The organism is Neobacillus piezotolerans, from assembly GCF_003362805.1.
GTDB classification, from domain to species: domain Bacteria; phylum Bacillota; class Bacilli; order Bacillales; family Cytobacillaceae; genus Bacillus_D; species Bacillus_D piezotolerans.
The window spans coordinates 1-17,803 of the sequence record NZ_QNQT01000011.1 but is presented as its reverse complement, the minus strand read 5'-3'; the positions used below and the strand labels follow the sequence as shown (position 1 = coordinate 17,803).

Here is a 17,803-nt window from a genome sequence, read left to right as displayed (position 1 = left end):
TAGGGCATGTTGACTGAAGCCAAAGGAGCCAGTGCCTGAATATTGCGAAGAAGACTCCATTTTAATGAGTCTAGCGAAGCAACATCGCCAATTGGCAGATTTTCCATTATATTGACCTTGGTTACCCAATTCTGTACACTAGAGTAAGCAAAAATGTAAAGGTGGATAAATGTGCGAATTTCAATTACCGGCCTGTCGGATGAACGGTTGGAACGGCCGCTGCAACTTATTGCCAACCTGTTTTTCGAGGAAACCGAAATTCATTTAAATGAATGGAAGAAGCCGATTTCTCCATAAAATTCACGATTAAACAAAATGGCGCGGCCCTCTATGTTTCCGGTATTTTGGAAAAGGAGGGAGACGCCCCTGTCAATAAGGCGCACAATGGCGAGGTCGACCCATCCCTTTCGGAAAAGGAACAATTCAAGGCAGTGAAAAATGCCGTGTCCCAGGTTTACCTGAAATTGCTTCAGGAGATGACGGGCATCATACAGAAGTGGGGAATCCTGACCGGGGTCCGGCCGACTAAACTGCTTCATAGCAAATTGAGAGCCGGAACAAGACCTGAGGTTGCCCACAAGGAACTGGCTGATGAGTATTTGATCACCCCGGAAAAGGCAGGGCTCATGCAGAAGATTGTTGACCGCCAGCTTGCCGCTGTTCCGGATTTGTATGATTTGAAAAAAGAAGTCAGCATCTATATCGGCATCCCGTTTTGCCCGACAAAATGCGCCTACTGCACATTCCCGGCGTATGCGATCAACGGCCGGCAAGGCTCGGTGGATTCCTTCCTTGGCGGGCTTCACCATGAGATGAGGGCAATCGGCGCCTGGCTGAAGGAAAAAGGGATCCGAATTACGACCGTCTATTACGGCGGCGGGACTCCGACGAGCATCACGGCTGAAGAGATGGATATGCTTTATGAAGAAATGTACGCCTCATTCCCGGATGCAAGTGAAATCAGGGAAATTACGGTCGAAGCGGGGCGTCCGGATACGATAACCCCCGAGAAGCTTGATGTTTTGAAAAAGTGGGACATCCATCGGATCAGCGTCAATCCCCAGTCATATATCCAGGAAACGCTCAAAGCGATTGGCCGCCACCATACGGTTGAGGAAACGGTTGTGAAGTTCAAGCTGGCCAGGGAAATGGGGATGGACAACATCAACATGGACTTGATCATTGGCCTTCCGGGTGAAGGAACGAAAGAGTTTACACACACGCTTAACGAAACCGAAAAACTAATGCCTGAATCGCTGACCGTCCATACCCTGTCCTTTAAACGTGCTTCGGAAATGACAAAGAACCGCAACCGGTACAAAGTAGCGGATCGGGATGAAGTTGAACGGATGATGGACCTTGCCGAGGAATGGACAAAGGAACATGGCTACGAGCCATATTATTTGTACAGGCAAAAGAACATTCTCGGCAATCTGGAAAACGTGGGCTATTCGGTTCCCGGCCAGGAAAGCATCTATAATATCATCATTATGGAAGAAATGCAGTCGATTATCGGGCTTGGGTGCGGCGCGTCAAGTAAATTCGTACACCCGGAAACAGGGGCGATTACCCACTTTGCCAATCCGAAGGACCCGAAATCGTATAATGACAGCTTTGAGCATTATACAAACGAAAAACTGAAAATCCTTGAAGAATTATATTCTGAAAAGAAAGAGCCCGCATCGCGTTGATGCAGGGCTCGTTTTGTTCCCTTGCAGGGGGAGCGGCTCCATAAAGCCGGATTTTTCTTTTATAATCCACAGGAAAATTATACCTATAAGTATGAACAATCTCTATAATGGAAGTAAGGGATTATGAAGGAGGCGTTGAAGTTGCCATTCAATTTTGTTACTGAAAAAGTTGATGTCCATGTTGTTGGGCGTGTCGCAACTGTCAAAATGAACAGGCCTGATGCTTTAAACGCACTGGATAAGGAGATGATCAAAGGTCTTGTCTCGAGGTTGAAGAAAATCAGTGTTTCCGATGAGATTGACATCGTTGTCCTGTCCGGAACGGATAAGGCATTTTCCTCTGGAGGGGACATTAAAGCGATGCTCTCCCTTGAAGACGAATATGAATTCCTCTCCATTATGGATTGCATCAATGAACTCGTAATTACCCTGCACAGCCTTCCAAAGATAACAATCAGCGCCATCTCCGGACCTGCTGTAGGCCTTGGCTTCAGCATCGCGCTGGCAACGGACCATATCCTGGCGAGTGATACGGCGAGGATAGCCATGAATTTCATTGGCATCGGATTGATTCCCGACGGCGGAGCCCATTTTTTCCTATCAAAAAGTATCGGGGAAAGGAAAGCGAAGCAATTGATCTGGGAAGGAAAGACGATGCCTGCGGAAGAGGCGTTCAAGCTGGGGCTCATCCATGAGGTGGCCGCTGATTTGGAGACAGCTTTAAAAGACAGGATCGACGGGTATTTGCGGCAGCCCATCCAGGCGATGATTAAAACAAAGAAAATTTTTGCCGAGGTAAATCGGCCCCACCTATTGAAAGTGCTCGAGCTCGAAAAATACGCCCAACGGAAAATGAGGGAAACCGAGGACCATAAGGAAGGAATACGGGCTTTCGTCGAAAAAAGAAAACCGGTTTTTATTGGGAGGTAGGATTCCCCGCTTTTGGGCATTTCAATATATGAAGCCACACGTGAAAAAAGAAGCCGGCCATCCGGCTTCCCTTTTTAGCATTAGTTGGATTGTCATGAATGGAAAAGGAGCAGCTTGCCGGCCGGGGACGTACAGCGATGGGCCTTTTTATTGAGCTCCTTTTCCTCCAATGTTTTCCGGCCAATTTCCTTGGCGGCATCATCGTTTTCCGCTTGGAATGATTCGTCGAGGAGCTTTTCCCCGTCCCTCTCAAACACAGTCAATTTATAGGTTTTCACGCTGATTCCCCCTGATCATTCAATTAGCTCCATTTTTACATATCCCAAAAAATTCCGCAAAGAATCCGCCCAAAGCGCAGATGCCGCCTTAACCGCTGAAACAGAACGTGCATTCGTATTTTTAAGATGATAGAATAGAAGGAAGAAAATCGTCAAAGAAGCCCGAATAAAGGGAGGCCATGAAAGGATTGGTGTTTTTATGAAAAAGGTGAGTTTCATCCATGCAGCCGACCTTCATCTGGATAGCCCAATGGCCGGATTGAGGGAGTTGCCGCAGCCCATCCTGAAGAGGCTGCGTGAAAGCACATTTGCCGCGTTGAGGAAAATCGTCGATGCAGCCATCTCGAATGACGTCGATTTTGTCATCCTCGCGGGTGATCTGTATGACGGGGACGACAGGAGCCTTAAGGCACAATCAAGGTTCAGGACGGAAATGGAGCGGTTATTGGAAAAAAACATCGCTGTCTATGCGATTCATGGAAATCATGACCACTTACAAGGGACTTGGGTGAAAATCGCTATGCCGGACAATGTCCATATTTTTGGGACCGAAACAGGGGCTGTCCGCCATAGGGCGAAATCGGGGGCGGAGGTTTGGATTTACGGGTTCAGCTACCCATCAAGGCACGTCACGGAAAAAAGAATACATACGTATGAAAAAAGAATCGGAGGGGACTTCCATATAGGAATCCTCCACGGTAACGACGGATCCAGTTCGGAGCATGGCAACTATTGCCCATTTACGGTCGGAGAGCTGGCCGATAAGCAATTCGACTACTGGGCGCTCGGCCACATCCATAAACGGGCAGTCCTTTCGGAGAACCCGCCTATCATTTATCCAGGCAACATTCAGGGCAGAAACCGGAAGGAAACGGGCGAAAAGGGCTGTTATCTTGTCCAGCTAGGAGAGAACGGAGCCCAACTTGATTTCATTGAAGCATTTGATGTGATTTGGAAAGAAGCTGAAATCAGCGCCAAGGGAGCCCGGGATTTTGATTCGATCCTGCGGCGTTGCCTTGATTGGAAGGAAAGGCTGAGAAATAACGGAACCGGGGTCTTGCTGTCGATCACATTGAAGGATGTAAACCTTGAAGATGGAAGTGAATGGGATAGCCTGCACGGCAGCCTTGCCGAGCTTATCCAGGATGGCGAGGAGGGGGAAAGCTCATTCGTCTGGACCCATCGGGTTGCGATTGAGGAGGAAGCTTCCTGGAAAAGGGAAGAGCTCGCGGCGGAATCCGATTTTTACAATGAACTCTTTCAGTTGGCCGGGAAGTTTGACGATATAAACGATGTGCTCGAACCCCTCTATGGAAGGCTTCCAGGAAGAAAGTACCTTTCCCGGATTGAAAAAGATGAGGGTAACCGCATCCTCGCAGAGGCGGAGCACATGCTTGTGCATCTCCTTAGGGAAAAAGGATAGGGGGGCTGGCGATGAAAATTGAAGAACTGCACATATATGGATACGGCAAGCTTGAAAACAGGACGATTTCCGGCCTAGGGGATTTCCAGGTGTTCTATGGTGAAAATGAGGCGGGAAAATCGACTATCATGGCTTTCATCCATGGCATCCTGTTCGGCTTTCCAACGAAGCAGCAGCAGGAGCTCCGCTATGAACCGAAGGGAGGGGGAAGGTATGGCGGGAAGCTTTCATTAAGCCACCCCGATTATGGACTCGTGGTAATTGAAAGGGTCAAAGGGAAGGCGGCCGGGGATGTCACCGTCCTTCTCGAGGATGGAACCTCCGGAGGGGAAGAACTTTTAAAACCCCTGCTCGGGAATTTTGATAAAAACATGTTCCAGGCTGTTTTTTCTTTCAACCTCCACGGACTGCAAAATATCCATCAAATGAAAAATGAAGATATCGGCAGGTTTTTATTTTCCGCCGGAACGCTTGGGACGGACAGGCTGGCCAAGGCGGAAATTGAGTTGCAGAAGGAACTCGAAGCCCGGTTCAAGCCTTCCGGAAAAAAACCGGCCTTGAACGCCAGGATGGCAAACCTTCGGGCACTCGAAACGGAACTTGGGAAAGCCTCAGAGAAAAATGCCAGGTACGGGGAGCTTATTAAGGAACGTGATACAATCCTGGAGGGCATAAGATCTTATACTGAAGAGATTCCAGTTCTTGTCCGGGAAGCAGAAAAACTGAGGGAATGGGAACGAATCGAAGGAATTGCCCGCGAGGAGGCGGCGCTGGCCGATGAGCTTGGCCGGACAGAGGAAGTGAAATTCCCGGCGCGGGGCATCGAAAGGCTCGAAGCATCCAAACAAATGCTAATTCCATACACCTTGCAAATCGAAGGGATTAGAGAGCGAAAGGAACTGCTCCAAAAAGAGGTTGATTCCATCGTCCTTCATAAAGGAATTTTGGAAAACGAAGCCGAAGCCGGCGCGCTTTCCGCACTGGTTCCAGCCTATGACCAGTCAAGGAGGGAGTCCGCCCAGCTTGAAGAGCGGCTTTCCCAGCTTGAAGAATACATCGCAATTGCAAAAGGAAAACTGCATCTCGAGCTTGATGAGGAAGAAATTGCGTCAATCAATACGGATATTTATTTGAAGCAGCAGGCTGAAGAAGCGGATGAACGAAGAAAAAGGACAGCCGCGCTTAAAGTTCAGCTTGAAGCGGATTTTCAGGAAGAAAAGGCCGGGCTTGAACAAGTTGAAAAGGAATTAAAGGGTGCAAGGGAGCAGCTTTTGCCACAAGATAAGAGAAGCCATTTTGAAAAACTCGCCCGGGCTGGTGCCGAGGACGCTGTCCGCAGTCAGCTTGATGCATGCAGGGAAAGGATTTCGCTCCTGGAAGAGGCTGTGAAAAGGGATGAAGCCTACCGGAACAAATCCCGTATAACCGGCGCGGCGATGATAATCGGTGCGCTTGCCTTGGCTATTTACGGATACCTGGGTGATGAATGGATGGTGCTAGGGGCAGGAATCATTTTCGCAGGAATCGCAGCCTCGGTTTTTGGGAAAAGCCTTTTTTCTTCGGGGCCAGCAAAGCCTTCCGAAGAACTTGTCCGGCAAAAAGCAAAGGCAAACCAGCTTGAAGAGGAGCTCCTTTCCATGAAGCCGGGGCACTCGGAAGCAGCGGCATTGCAGCTTGAAAAGGATGACCAGGAGAGGATGAAGGTGAACGGCCTGATGGCGCGCTTCACCCAGCAGACCGCCCAATATGAAAAAGTCCTCGCGCGTTTTGACCATTTGGAAAAGGAAGAAGCATTGCTTCGTGAACAGGTAGCCTTGCTATGCAGGGAACTGAAAATTAGCGGTTCGATTGGGAAACATATGCCGGCCGAGGCATTCAAGATTATTGAAGAGTGCAAAACCGCCATACTTGAAAAGAAACGAATTCAGGGAAAAATCCTCACATTGAAGGGGGGCCAATCGGAAGTAGAAATGAGGGCTGAACAACTCGGCCGCATTTTTCCTGAAACGGTCGGGAATGATCTAAACCTAATCGCCCATACCGCCAAGACAATGCTTGAAGAGGAGAAAAAGAAGGCCATCCTGCTTAAGGAAAAGTCGATGAAGCTCGAGGAAATGGAGTTTGATTTGGCAAAGCTTGAAAAGGAACGCTCAATCCATGAAAAGGCCATCCGGGATCTTTTTTCCCTGGCAGGGGCTGATAACGAAGAAGATTACCATGCCGCCGCCAAACAGGCCATGCAGCTGGAAGAAAAGCAGGCAAGGCTTAATGAATTGCGAACCGAACTTTCTTTTTCCATCCTCGGAAAAGAAGAGATCGAGGCGCTTCTTCTTACTCGAAATGCACCGGAGCTGCTCCATGAGCTGAATGGAAAAGCGGAAAATGCAAAACGGGAAATCGAAATGCTCCAACTGCGGCTGGCCGAGGTGCGCTACGAGATTCAGGTGCTGGAAGAAGGAGGTACATATTCGGAACTGCTTCATTCTTTCAGGCTGGCCAAATCGGAATTTGAAGAGGAAGCAAGAGAATGGGCTGTCTATAAAGTGGCTGGCGAACTATTGCAAAGGACGACCGGCAGGTTCAGGGAATACCATCTTCCAAGGCTGCTGAAAAAAGCGGGGGAATATCTTGCCTTCCTTACCGGCGGACAATACCCGAGGCTGTTCCTCGCCCCGTCCGGGACCGGTTTTTTAATAGAGCGGAGAGATCATACAAGATTTGAGGCGAATGAACTCAGCCAGGCGACAACCGAGCAGGTTTATGTATCATTAAGGCTTGCTCTTGCCGAAACAATCTATGAGAAGTTTTCGTTCCCGTTTATAATAGATGACAGCTTTGTTAATTTTGATGGACTGCGGACTAAGAGAATGATAGAGCTTCTGAAGGGCATGGATGGGCGACAGGTATTGTTTTTCACCTGCCATTCCCATCTATTGGGGCATTTTGGCGAAGGACAAGTCCATCTTCTTGATAGAAGCCATGCGAATATTCAGGGATAACCGGCCTTTGGCTGTATGGTATAGTGTTGATAACGGGAAGGAGCGACTATGACTATGGGGAAAAAAATACTAGAACACGAGACCGGGGAACAGGTAGAACAATTTTTGCTTATAAAAAGCTCGGTTAAAGGGATTGCCAGCAATGGGAAACCATTCCTAACCCTGGTCCTGCAGGATAAAAGCGGAGAGATCGAAGCAAAGCTATGGGATGCCGGGGAGGATGACGAGAGGAATTACTGCGCGCAAAGCATCGTGAAAGTAGCCGGGGAAATCCAGAATTACAGAGGGAAGAACCAGCTGAAAATCCGGCAAATCCGCCCGTCAGGCCCTCATGATGCGGTCAAGCTGGATGACTTTCTGGAAACGGCGCCGCTGAGCCGGGAAGAGATGGCCGGCAAGCTGACCCAGTACATTTTTGAAATGAAGAATCCGAACATCCAGCGGATTACCCGCCATTTACTTAAGAAGCATCAAAATGCATTTATGGAATTCCCGGCCGCTACAAAGAACCACCATGAGTTTGTTTCCGGGCTTGCCTACCACGTCGTTAGCATGCTGGATCTCGCTAAGGCGATAGCGAATCTGTATCCGAGCCTCGACAGGGATTTGCTGTATGCGGGCATTATCCTCCATGATATGGGAAAGGTGCTCGAGCTTTCAGGGCCGATTTCGGCTGCATATACAATTGAGGGCAATTTGCTCGGCCATATTACTATCATGGTAAATGAGATCGGGAAAGCAGCGGAAGAGCTGAGCATTGGAGGGGAGGAAGTGCTGATTCTACAGCATATGGTCCTTTCCCACCACGGCAAAGCGGAATGGGGAAGCCCAAAACCGCCGATGATAAAAGAAGCAGAGATTCTCCATTATATTGATAACCTTGATGCAAAAATGAATATGCTCGATGGCGCCCTTGAGCGTGTGAAGCCTGGCGAGTTTTCTGAACGGGTGTACGCTCTTGATAACCGCTCATTTTATAAGCCTGTATTCCACAAATAAAAGCCTGGAAACAGGCTTTTTTTGTCGGGAAAGATTTGCTCAAATACAGAAAAGGTGCCGCACAGCCTTGATCCGTCCAGAGCCAAAGCGTATACGTACTTTTACTCCGTGATTGATAGGTAATCAAGTTTTTTGCCCGGTTGCCGCGCCCTATGGGAATATTACGCCTCGGCCTGAAATATGAATACAGTAGCGGACAACCATTACAGGGAAAGGAGCAGTAGACATGACAATACCTCTCTGGATTTATGCAATCATCGCCGGCATCGCGCTAAGCGCAGGAATGGCGGTTAAAACCGGCAAAGAAGAGCGCAAGATTGAATTGGAAACGATTGAGAAAGAGGGCGAAATTTATATGAGGCGCCTGGAACTTGAAAAAGAGCGAAGGGGACTTTCAGGATAACGGTACATGAGGGGCATAAAAGTCATTATTTAACCATAAAGCAAAACAAAAACCTGTGCAGAGCTGTTTCCGCACAGGTTTTTTCATTATATAGCTCGTCCATTTGGCAATTTGCAGGACTTATTGCTGCGAACTTGTTTCGAAGGTGTCCTTCAGATCTTTATCCTTGATTTTTACATTGGCATCCTTCAGCTCACGCTTCATTGCTTCGTTGATCATTTCCGGAGTTACTTTCTTCGATTTTACTTCATATTCGATTTCTTTTTTCATATCTTCGTACGATTTCTTCTCTTTTATGTCAGTAACCTGGATGATGTGGTAGCCAAATTCGGATTTTACAGGTTCGCTGATTTCACCCTTTTTCAGCTTGGCCGCTGCGGCATCGAACTCTTCCACCATTTTACCCGTGCCAGGCCTGAACCAGCCGAGTTCGCCGCCTTCAGCAGCGGAACCAGGATCAGTCGAGTATTCCTTAGCCAGATCCTCAAACTTTTCGCCTTTGTCCAGCTTTTCCTTCACCGTCTTCGCGGTTGCTTCATCTTTTACAAGGATATGGCGGGCCTTGATTTCAGGTTTGTAGTTGTCGTAGTATTCTTTCATTTCCTTTTCGGATGCTTTTACATCTTTCAGGGCTGCTTTTTCCTGGAGCAGGCCGATCCTGAATGTTTCCTTCAGGTCTTCCTCGCTATTATAGCCGTATTGGGCAATGGCGGCTTCGAAATTGGCGCCAAGGTCCTTTTTTAATTCATCAATCTTTTTATTGACTTCTTCATCGGTCACTTTGTACTTATCGGAAAGGACCTTCTCGTATACAAGCTGTTGAAGAGCCGGCTTTCCAGCCTTGTCCTTCATTAAATTATACATATCATCTTTTGTAATATTGCCGGCTTTCGTTTCGGCAACAGTTTCTCCGCCGTTTCCGTTATCCGTATTATTGCAAGCGCCAAGGGTCATAACCCCGCCAGTGAGAACGAGGGCAAGCATCCATTTTTCATGATGTATCTCTCCTAAAAAGTAAATTTCCAGCAGGTTTTTAACCCACATCCATTACTATATCATAAATGAACATGAGTGCCAAAAATCTGGGGAAAAAATAACTTTGCGTGAAAAGGAAGGAAGGATGGGCCAAAAATAAAGAATGGAATGTGGACAGCCGCCCATGTCCAAAAACAGAGGAGAGGAATAGTATATGGTAGCTTTCCGTAAAGGAGGTGCCGTTATGGGCCACGGAGGTTTCGGAGCAGGCTTTGCTTTAATCGTCGTCCTTTTTATACTTTTGGTTATTGTAGGGGCTGCCTGGCTATAAACAAGGGGGACATGGAGGCGGGCAAAGCCCCATGTTCCATTATGTTTATCCGCCAACTAGAAATTAAGAAAAAAGTACTTCTACATAAGATGAAATCAACAGGATTGTCACCAGTATATTGATGGTCCTAAAAACCCTTTGCTGGTTCTCTTCGGGTATTTCCTTTTGGATACAAAGGGAGGTTGTTAACCTATTTACTGAATATAAGATAAAAAAGGCGAAAATAATAAAAAAGTAGTTCATGAGGACTCCCCCCTTGCGTATGTCATGCTAATTTACAATATCAAATTATTTTTAAAAAGGAAAGTTACAAATTCCGGGTTTTAGCAAGGCATCCGGCTAAATTATGGTTTACCCAAAACGGGAAAAGGTGAATAATAGAAGGGGAACAGGTAGGGAAATGAGGGTTTGGTATGGATGTAAGGGAAATTGCGGAGAGACTTCGGACAGTTGAGTACCATCTCCGGCTGATGGCGGATGCGCTTGGCGGAACGGAACATCAATTTACGAAACTAGTGGTTCAAAATAATCTATCGGAAAAGGAAACAGAATCGTTCTTTTCATTGTGTGAGGAAATGAACAAAAGGATGGAAGAACAAAAAGCGGAAGGTTTTTTAAATTTTCATCCGCTTTTCAACGAATTTTCATCTTTATTGACATCCAAGCTAAATCCCAGGGATGCCGTTTATGCGTGCATAAACGAAAAAGTGTATCTTTCGTTAATGCTTGAATTTAAAAAGTTCGTGTAATTAGACAACTTCTCTGGACTTTCCGTTTTTGCGTAGTTTGCCTTCTTCTTCTGTGAATTCGCATTCAATATTATTGAACGATTTTTCAAAAATCTCCATGAAATCATCGCCATAGATATTGCGGACGATGGCCATCATTTCAATAATGTCCGGGAATTTACCATAAAGCTCCCTTAAAGGCATCGCCCCCGAAAAGACCGAATTGCTGCCGGGGTCATACGATTCCATTAATTGAAGCAAGATTGATTCACCCATCTCGGTCAATTTGATATACGTATTGCGTTTATCATTTTCCCTTTTGGAAAATTGCAGCAAGCCCCTTTCTTCGAGTTTCTTGGAGAAATTGAAAGCTGTGGAAACATGCATTACCCCGAATTTGGCTACATCGGAAATCGACGCACCGTTGAGGTGATAGGCAATCCATAAAATATGATGTTCATTAATATTGAGATCATAGGGTTTGATCCATTGCTGCCAATCTTTCTCGACCGATTTCCATAAAGCCTTGCTTAACTGGGCAATTCGCTGGCTAAAGAGCATTGCTTCTTTCATGCTATATTGTTTTTCAGCCATTCTTTCTCACCTCTTAAAAAATGTTGTTTACGAGGCTCCCCTGCGGAGACCTTGGGGCGCATTCTTAAAGCTGTAATTTGAAACTAAGGGAAGAGGGGCGCTAAGCCAATCATTCTTATTTTCTATATTATCATTATGCCAATAAAATAAAAATTAATAAAGATATAAATTTACTAAATTTTTAGAAATTGATAATTTTTTCCGTAAAAAGCATATATTTTAAAAAATTCCTTCTTCCGCCATTTGCAGAAGAAGGATTTTTTAGTTTGTCTAGCCCCACAAGGAACGCTTCTGCAGCAATCTCAGGCAAATAACTCAGGCAGTTGCTTCCCTCCAGTCCATACGGCGCTAAACGGGCGCTTCCGCTTTTCTTAGTTACTGGCGCTTTTTTCAGACTGGTGGGAAGCCAATTCGGTTTCCAGTTGGCTGATCGCAGCTTCAATTTCACCCAGTTCCTTTTGGATTTCAATTTGCTGAGGCAGTGTTTCGGCCTTCCATTTTCCGATTGCGGTATTCACTTCCTGGATGAAGTGGGACACATGGATACGGCCTTCTTTTGTCGCATGTGCCGATGCTTCCTTTACATCCATAATGCTTGCTTTCAAGTCCTTTAATTGGCTGATAAACATGTCTTTATTCGTTTTAATGGCTTCCCTTGTTTCCCGGCCCGACTGCGGGGCGGTGAACAGCGTGGCCAATCCGGCGGCAGCGCTTCCAAGCAGGAATCCATAAAGGAATCTTTTGGCTCCCATTTTATACACCTCTCTAAATAAATTGCCTTTCCTATATTTTACACAATTTGAGAATAGCATGACAAATCCAGCCATAATCTTTAATAGCACAAAACGAGAATGTTAAACCTTTGTACCGCCCGACTACAACGTTGGAGGCGCTTATTTGAAGAAAGCCAAAGGAGGCTTTTAGGATGAAAGCTGCGGCACTTTTATTCTTTATGGCTGGGGCAATGTTTGCGGTGGCGGCCCTGTATCATATCGGACTCTACAAAAGGCCGGGAATGTACCCACCAAAACAGATCCTGAAAGCGAGGGCGGTTGCCCTGGCTGCCGGGGCAATCATTTTTCTTTTGTTCGGAGTGCTGATTGTTTTTTTGGGATAATGGAGAAGGATGGAAAATCAGCAATGGAGATTTTTGGCTATAAAAAAAGAACCCGGCTCATCGTCCGGGTTCTTGGCATGTATCATCTTTATTTTTGTTCCTGGATCGCAGGGCTTGCGGGTGCATAGCCGCTTCGTTTCATAATCGATTGGACAATTGGGTAAACAATCACAATAATAATCGTGTTAAGCACCATCGTAGGAATGACAATGCCGACGAACAGCGCCCCAAATGTCATCGAACCTGGAAGGCCAGCGAGGAATTGCGCTGAGCCAAGGAATACAGATCCGGAAACGATCGTACCCACGGCAGTCAATGCGCCTGCCTTCACCAAAGTCTGGCTGAATTTCTTAAGTGCAATGAACATCAGGTAAAACACAAACGCCGTTACAAACTTATCAATGATATTCGGGACCAAACCGCCAGGGAACGTAGTGGTCAAACCAGATAACACGCCTGTGACAATCCCGACCAGCAGGACGTTCTTTTTATCCGGGAAAAGCATAATCCCAAGGAACGTCATCGTCAGCATCATATCCGGCTTCATGCCGTTCCCGATTCCCGGGATGACAGCGTGGAGCACTGCCCCGATTCCAATCAATAGGGACAGGATCACCAGGTTCTTCGTATTCATTTCTCATCTCTCCTCTGCTTTGCTAAGCTAATTTGTTTTCGTTCCTCCTGCAGTGCGCTCGTCGCCTGCAGCGAAAAACTTGTTGTCATTATAGCACATTAATTCCTTTGGTAAAAGGGTTAATTTTTTCGAAAATTCAGGCAAAAATGCCAAGGTTAGCGAATGTGCGAGGCGATTGCCTTTGCCATCGCTTGTAAATCGTCGCCTGTATAGCCACTTTCATTCGTTTTCCAAACCGCGCCGAAGCCGTCGCCCTGTCCGTAACGTGGAAGTAGATGTAAATGGAAATGGAACACGGATTGCCCAGCTTTTTCGCCATTATTGTTCAGCGTGTTCAAGCCGATTGGCGAATATTCTTCCTTTAGCGCGTTTGCGATAGCCGGTACAGCCTTGTAAAGGTTCGCCGCGATCTCCGGAGTAAGTTCGTAAATATTTTCTTTATGTACTTTTGGAATGACAAGCGTATGCCCCTTTGTAACCTGGCTGATGTCAAGGAATGCGAGGACATGTTCATCCTCATAAACCTTTGACGACGGAATGTCTCCTTTAATAATTTTGCAGAAAATGCAATTGTCCATGCCATACCACACCCTTCAATGTTTTCCCGTATTTTAGCATAAAACCGCAGTAGGAAAAACCATTTTGGCCGGTTTAGGGCAAGTTAATCAAAAAGGGCGGAATCCGCGTGGAATCCCGCCCTCTTGGAAGGGGAAATCTTCTTCTTTTTCGTCCAATCAGGAAGTTTCTTTAACAAACACCTCATTTGGCAATGAAATGTACAGGCTTAAGCGGATTCGTCCAAGATGACCATCTCCAAACTCTTATAAGTTGTCTTCAACATATAAGGCTGTTTGATGTTCTTTTGTAAACACCTCATTTTTTTAAAAATGCCGCCTGCGGATCAGGCGGTCCGGTGCCGTTTTTGGTCGAAAGGCCTGTGCAAGACAACCATCCCCTCGGTTTGAACGTTTTAAAGCAGCTTATATTGAATCGAAACTGTCTTTAACAGACACCCCTCTTCAATCTGGTTGTAAGCTAGTTCCCCTTCAATCAATAGATTGGCCCAAATTGGACCCTAATATAGATGGAATCGGTTGCCAGTCCAGCCAAATAGAAAATGGCCGAAATTTCGCAAGAAGGGGATTTTTTGTTAAAATAGATGGTATTAAGCAAGGAAGGGCGTTTACTATGTCTTTATTAACAATTGACGGACTTACAGGCGGCTATACGAAAAATCCTGTCCTGAAGGATGTTTTTTTCGAGGTCGGGGCCGGGGAGCTCGTCGGCCTGATCGGCCTGAACGGAGCCGGCAAAAGTACAACCATAAAGCATATTATCGGCCTGATGGAGCCTCATAAAGGTGAAATCAGGATTAACGGCAAGTCTTTTACGGAAAACAAGGAAGAATACCGCAAGCAATTTACTTTCATTCCCGAAACCCCAATCCTATATGAGGAACTGACCCTTGAGGAGCACCTTGAATTGACAGCGATGGCGTACGGGCTCAAGCTCGAACAGTATAAGGAACGGATGCCCCTCCTTTTGAAGGAGTTCAGGATGGAGAAAAGGTTCAAATGGTTTCCGGCCCATTTTTCGAAGGGAATGAAGCAAAAGGCAATGATCCTTTGCGCATTCCTTGTCCAGCCGTCCCTCTATATCGTGGATGAGCCGTTTGTAGGCCTTGACCCATTGGGCATCCAGTCGCTTTTGGATTTGATGGATAAAATGAAGCAAAACGGCGCGGGCATCCTAATGTCGACGCACATTTTGGCGACCGCAGAACGGTATTGCGACAAATTCGTCATCCTTCATGAAGGCAGAATCCGGGCAAAAGGGACGCTTGAAGAGCTTAGGCGGGAATTCTCCATGCCGGGTGCGACCCTTGATGATATCTATATTCAGCTGACAAAGGAAGAAAGCCATGTTTGACGAAAATAAGCTGTGGAGGGAACGTGCCGGCAACACGATGAAGGAATTGAGCCGGTACCTGAAATATATTTTTAACGGGCACATTGTCATCGTCCTATTTTTCCTTTTGGGAACAGCCGCGTTTTATTATCAAAACTGGCTGAAAACAGTCGACCCGGGCTTTCCGACGGAAATCATCATGGGCCTTGTTTTTAGCGTGGCGCTTACGTTCAGCCCCGTCTACAATTTTTTAAAAGAACCGGATAAAGTTTTCCTTCTACCGCTTGAGGACAGGCTTCGGAGCTATTTTCTCCGTTCGGCGGTTGCTAGCGGCGCCTTGCAGGGATATGTGCTTTTAATGCTGCTTGCCTTGTTCATGCCTCTGCTTGCGAGGACGACAGAAGCTGGGTTTGGGAACTTTTTGCCGATTTTGCTGATTCTCCTGGCTTTGAAGGCCTGGAACATCACCGCGGAGTGGAAAGTTGCATTTTTGGGGGATTCGGCAAAAATACCCGCCGACAAGCTTATCCGTTTTATTTTAAATGCAGGCTTCAGTTATTTTCTTTTTAGCTGGAATGGCCTTTTTATTCTTGTGCCGTTTGCCGGAATAATGTTCGCCTATCTGGGATATTGCCTTTCTGCGGCAAGGGGCAAAGGATTGAAATGGGAAGCTCTAATTGCCGGCGAGGAGCGGCGGATGATGGCATTTTACAGGCTTGCGAATATGTTCACGGATGTCCCGCATCTTAAGGAAAGTGTGAAAAGGCGCCGCTGGCTCGACTTTTTGCTCGCGAAAATCCAGTTTGGCGGAAAGCATGCCTCCCTTTATCTGCTTTCACGGACTTTTATACGCTCCGGCGATTACCTAGGCCTTTCCATCAGGCTTGTGGTTATTGGCGCGCTAGCCATCGCGCTTATCTCCTATTGGCCGGGACAAGTATTTTTTGCTGTGCTATTTCTTTATTTAACCGGGTTTCAGCTTATGCCGCTTGCTTCCCATCATGAAAACTCCTTATGGGAATCGATCTACCCGGTTCCAGATGGCGCGAAAAAAGCGGCGTTTCAGCATGTGCTCGGCCTCGTGATGGCCGTCCAGTCGGTAATTTTTGCTGCGGCAATCGCCTTCAGGGGAGAATTGGCGCCAGCGCTTGGTGCACTAGCCGCTGGAGCGCTGTTCACCTTTGTCTTTGTCCGGTATTACAGCGTACGGAAACTGAAAAACTGATCCCTTTCCAAATGGAAGGGGTTTTTTTGAAGACCTAGTTGAAACCTAAATGTGGGTTTTTTCGTAAAAAAGCTGCAGTAAAAAAAACGTGATTAAGACGGTTTACTCCCGCCAGAAAAGAGGTTGTCCGCATGTTGAACGAATATGAATTGAAGGTATATGGGGAAGTTGTCGATTGGAAGCGGAAATTATCTGTCCGCTCAGGGCTTTTCAACCGGCTGTCAAAAAAGGCACAAACAAAAGTCAACGGGCTTATCCCTGAAAAGGTGCATCAGGCATTAACGGAAGGGATCAAGGGTATGGTCAAGGCGACGCTGGCCGGATCAAATATAACAACAAAAAAACCGATTGAACCGAGGCCGCCCCTTGCGGCAATGGATGATGAGGCCAGGAAAAAAATCAATGTCTTCCAAAAGACTGCGATGATTGAAGGGGCTGGTACAGGCGCCGGGGGAATTTTGCTCGGGCTTGCCGACTTTCCTTTGCTGCTGACAATAAAAATGAAATTCTTATTTGAAATTGCTTCCGTATATGGCTTTAATACGGAAGAGTATGAAGAAAGGCTATTTATCCTCCATGTGTTCCAGTTGGCATTTTCAAGCGATGAAACGAGGATTGAAACGCTTGATACAATTGAGAATTGGGAGGAGAGGAAAAGGACGCTTGCGGATATGGACTGGCGCGAGTTCCAGCAGGAATACCGGGACTATATCGATCTTGCAAAGATGCTTCAGCTCGTCCCCGGCATTGGGGCTGTAGTCGGTGCGATTGCCAACAACAAGCTGCTTGGCCATTTGGGAGAAACCGCGATGAATGCTTATAGGTTAAGGGTGCTGGAGGGAGACCTTTCCCCGAGGGCTGATTATTAGGGGGATTGTTGTCTATTGAAGAAGAAAAATATTGTGGTTTTTATGGTGTTATCGGCTGTTGTTCTTTTGCTCCTCCTGCCAGGAGTCATACAGGGGAGGGATCTGCTAATCGACCGGGTTGTCAAGGGGCTGTTTAGTAATGTTCCTGATTCCCTTGACCCAATATTTATCGCAATCACGCATCTTGGAGATAAAAAAGGTGTTGGCATAACGGCGCTGATTATGCTGGTTTGGTTTTTGTTTAAGCGGAGGGATTATTTCGCAATGGGCATTTTCGCCCTGGCAGTTGCGTTTGGCAATGAGCTGAACAAGTTTTTGAAGGTATTGATTGGAAGGGAACGGCCTTCGCTAGAGCATCTTGTTCAAGTGAAAAGCCTTAGTTTTCCGAGCGGCCATGCGATGGTCAGCTCAATCCTGTACATAATGATCGCGTTCTTCCTACTGACAGAATACAAAGATCCTGCTGCGCGGAGGGTTATAGTCGGCGTTGCGGCTGCCGTTGTCCTTTTGATTGGGGCAAGCAGGATTATATTGAATGTGCATTACCCCTCGGACATTTTTGGAGGCTATGCTTTTGGTTTTCTTTGGTCAGCGTTATTCATTTTTGTCTATGAAAAACTGCGGGATGCCTTTCCTATGTTGAAGACAAAACGGGAGCGGAAGTAAAAAACAGCCTGCGGCTGTTTTTTACATTGAGGA

Annotated in this window: 21 protein-coding genes; 14 read left to right on the top strand and 7 right to left on the bottom strand. The window is 46.6% G+C overall.

The genetic code is table 11. The annotated features are described in order from the left end of the window. The first annotated feature begins 171 nt into the window (after positions 1-171). The 3 genes from DRW41_RS23890 (at position 172) to DRW41_RS18665 (ending at position 2,621) form a co-directional block, all read left to right on the top strand. Positions 172-297 (top strand): hypothetical protein, encoded by a 126-nt coding sequence (locus tag DRW41_RS23890; protein WP_439330884.1) that lies wholly within the window; start codon positions 172-174, stop codon positions 295-297. Next, positions 273-1,691 (top strand): coproporphyrinogen III oxidase, encoded by a 1,419-nt coding sequence (locus DRW41_RS18670; RefSeq protein ID WP_439330883.1) that lies wholly within the window; start codon positions 273-275, stop codon positions 1,689-1,691. The genes DRW41_RS23890 and DRW41_RS18670 overlap by 25 nt, the downstream gene beginning before the upstream one ends. 141 nt (positions 1,692-1,832) lie before the next feature. Then, positions 1,833-2,621 carry an enoyl-CoA hydratase gene (locus DRW41_RS18665; RefSeq protein WP_115453547.1) on the top strand — a complete coding sequence of 263 codons (789 nt, stop codon included), beginning with the start codon at positions 1,833-1,835 and terminating at the stop codon, positions 2,619-2,621. 92 nt (positions 2,622-2,713) lie between these two features. On the opposite strand, the gene DRW41_RS18660 is transcribed toward DRW41_RS18665, so the two are convergent. Then, positions 2,714-2,899 carry a YhzD family protein gene (locus tag DRW41_RS18660; protein WP_115453546.1) on the bottom strand — a complete coding sequence of 62 codons (186 nt, stop codon included), beginning with the start codon at positions 2,897-2,899 and terminating at the stop codon, positions 2,714-2,716. Between the two features lie 199 nt (positions 2,900-3,098). Between DRW41_RS18660 and DRW41_RS18655 the strand changes: the two genes are divergently transcribed. From DRW41_RS18655 to DRW41_RS18640, 4 genes are all read left to right on the top strand, one after another. Then, positions 3,099-4,322 carry a metallophosphoesterase family protein gene (locus tag DRW41_RS18655; RefSeq protein ID WP_115453545.1) on the top strand — a complete coding sequence of 408 codons (1,224 nt, stop codon included), beginning with the start codon at positions 3,099-3,101 and terminating at the stop codon, positions 4,320-4,322. An 11-nt stretch (positions 4,323-4,333) separates the two neighbouring features. After that, a complete protein-coding gene (locus DRW41_RS18650; RefSeq protein ID WP_115453544.1) occupies positions 4,334-7,321 on the top strand; it encodes an ATP-binding protein in 2,988 nt (995 codons plus the stop codon). 54 nt (positions 7,322-7,375) lie between these two features. Then, positions 7,376-8,320 (top strand): 3'-5' exoribonuclease YhaM, encoded by a 945-nt coding sequence (yhaM, locus tag DRW41_RS18645; RefSeq protein ID WP_115453543.1) that lies wholly within the window; start codon positions 7,376-7,378, stop codon positions 8,318-8,320. Positions 8,321-8,546: 226 nt separating this feature from the next. After that, positions 8,547-8,723, top strand: a complete 177-nt coding sequence (locus DRW41_RS18640; RefSeq protein ID WP_115453542.1) for a sporulation YhaL family protein — start codon at positions 8,547-8,549, stop codon at positions 8,721-8,723. 120 nt (positions 8,724-8,843) lie between these two features. On the opposite strand, the gene DRW41_RS18635 is transcribed toward DRW41_RS18640, so the two are convergent. Continuing rightward, positions 8,844-9,767, bottom strand: a complete 924-nt coding sequence (locus tag DRW41_RS18635; RefSeq protein WP_115453541.1) for a peptidylprolyl isomerase — start codon at positions 9,765-9,767, stop codon at positions 8,844-8,846. Positions 9,768-9,942: 175 nt separating this feature from the next. Here DRW41_RS18635 and DRW41_RS18630 point away from each other — a divergent pair, with 175 nt between their 5' ends. After that, positions 9,943-10,029: a YjcZ family sporulation protein gene (locus DRW41_RS18630; protein ID WP_115453540.1), complete on the top strand. Its 87-nt coding sequence runs from the start codon at positions 9,943-9,945 to the stop codon at positions 10,027-10,029. A gap of 63 nt (positions 10,030-10,092) precedes the next feature. Here the strand turns inward: DRW41_RS18630 and DRW41_RS23475 are convergent, their stop codons facing one another. Further along, complete coding sequence (locus DRW41_RS23475) at positions 10,093-10,272, bottom strand: hypothetical protein (RefSeq protein ID WP_115453539.1); 180 nt, start codon at positions 10,270-10,272, stop codon at positions 10,093-10,095. Positions 10,273-10,442: 170 nt separating this feature from the next. Here DRW41_RS23475 and DRW41_RS18620 point away from each other — a divergent pair, with 170 nt between their 5' ends. Then, entirely contained in the window at positions 10,443-10,778 is a 336-nt protein-coding gene (locus DRW41_RS18620; RefSeq protein WP_115453538.1) for a DUF1878 family protein, read from the top strand. On the opposite strand, the gene DRW41_RS18615 is transcribed toward DRW41_RS18620, so the two are convergent. Together DRW41_RS18615 and DRW41_RS18610 are read right to left on the bottom strand one after the other, a co-directional pair. Further along, positions 10,779-11,351, bottom strand: a complete 573-nt coding sequence (locus tag DRW41_RS18615; RefSeq protein WP_115453537.1) for an HTH-type transcriptional regulator Hpr — start codon at positions 11,349-11,351, stop codon at positions 10,779-10,781. A gap of 371 nt (positions 11,352-11,722) precedes the next feature. Then, entirely contained in the window at positions 11,723-12,103 is a 381-nt protein-coding gene (locus tag DRW41_RS18610; protein WP_181884638.1) for a YtxH domain-containing protein, read from the bottom strand. A gap of 173 nt (positions 12,104-12,276) precedes the next feature. Between DRW41_RS18610 and yhzF the strand changes: the two genes are divergently transcribed. Further along, positions 12,277-12,468, top strand: a complete 192-nt coding sequence (gene yhzF, locus DRW41_RS18605) for a membrane protein YhzF (protein ID WP_115453535.1) — start codon at positions 12,277-12,279, stop codon at positions 12,466-12,468. A gap of 88 nt (positions 12,469-12,556) precedes the next feature. Here the strand turns inward: yhzF and DRW41_RS18600 are convergent, their stop codons facing one another. Both DRW41_RS18600 and DRW41_RS18595 read right to left on the bottom strand, forming a co-directional pair. Continuing rightward, complete coding sequence (locus DRW41_RS18600; protein ID WP_115453534.1) at positions 12,557-13,102, bottom strand: tryptophan transporter; 546 nt, start codon at positions 13,100-13,102, stop codon at positions 12,557-12,559. 155 nt (positions 13,103-13,257) lie between these two features. Next, positions 13,258-13,680, bottom strand: a complete 423-nt coding sequence (locus DRW41_RS18595; protein WP_115453533.1) for an HIT family protein — start codon at positions 13,678-13,680, stop codon at positions 13,258-13,260. A 610-nt stretch (positions 13,681-14,290) separates the two neighbouring features. Between DRW41_RS18595 and DRW41_RS18590 the strand changes: the two genes are divergently transcribed. From DRW41_RS18590 to DRW41_RS18575, 4 genes are all read left to right on the top strand, one after another. Beyond that, positions 14,291-15,031: an ABC transporter ATP-binding protein gene (locus tag DRW41_RS18590; RefSeq protein WP_115453532.1), complete on the top strand. Its 741-nt coding sequence runs from the start codon at positions 14,291-14,293 to the stop codon at positions 15,029-15,031. Beyond that, positions 15,024-16,235 carry an ABC transporter permease gene (locus DRW41_RS18585; RefSeq protein WP_115453531.1) on the top strand — a complete coding sequence of 404 codons (1,212 nt, stop codon included), beginning with the start codon at positions 15,024-15,026 and terminating at the stop codon, positions 16,233-16,235. Before DRW41_RS18590 ends, DRW41_RS18585 begins: the two co-directional genes overlap by 8 nt. Before the next feature lie 134 nt (positions 16,236-16,369). After that, positions 16,370-17,104 (top strand): EcsC family protein, encoded by a 735-nt coding sequence (locus DRW41_RS18580; RefSeq protein WP_115453605.1) that lies wholly within the window; start codon positions 16,370-16,372, stop codon positions 17,102-17,104. A gap of 15 nt (positions 17,105-17,119) precedes the next feature. After that, the gene (locus DRW41_RS18575) at positions 17,120-17,770 is read left to right on the top strand and encodes a phosphatase PAP2 family protein (protein ID WP_115453530.1); all 651 of its coding nucleotides are present in this window, start codon (positions 17,120-17,122) and stop codon (positions 17,768-17,770) included. The last annotated feature ends 33 nt before the right edge of the window (positions 17,771-17,803 follow it).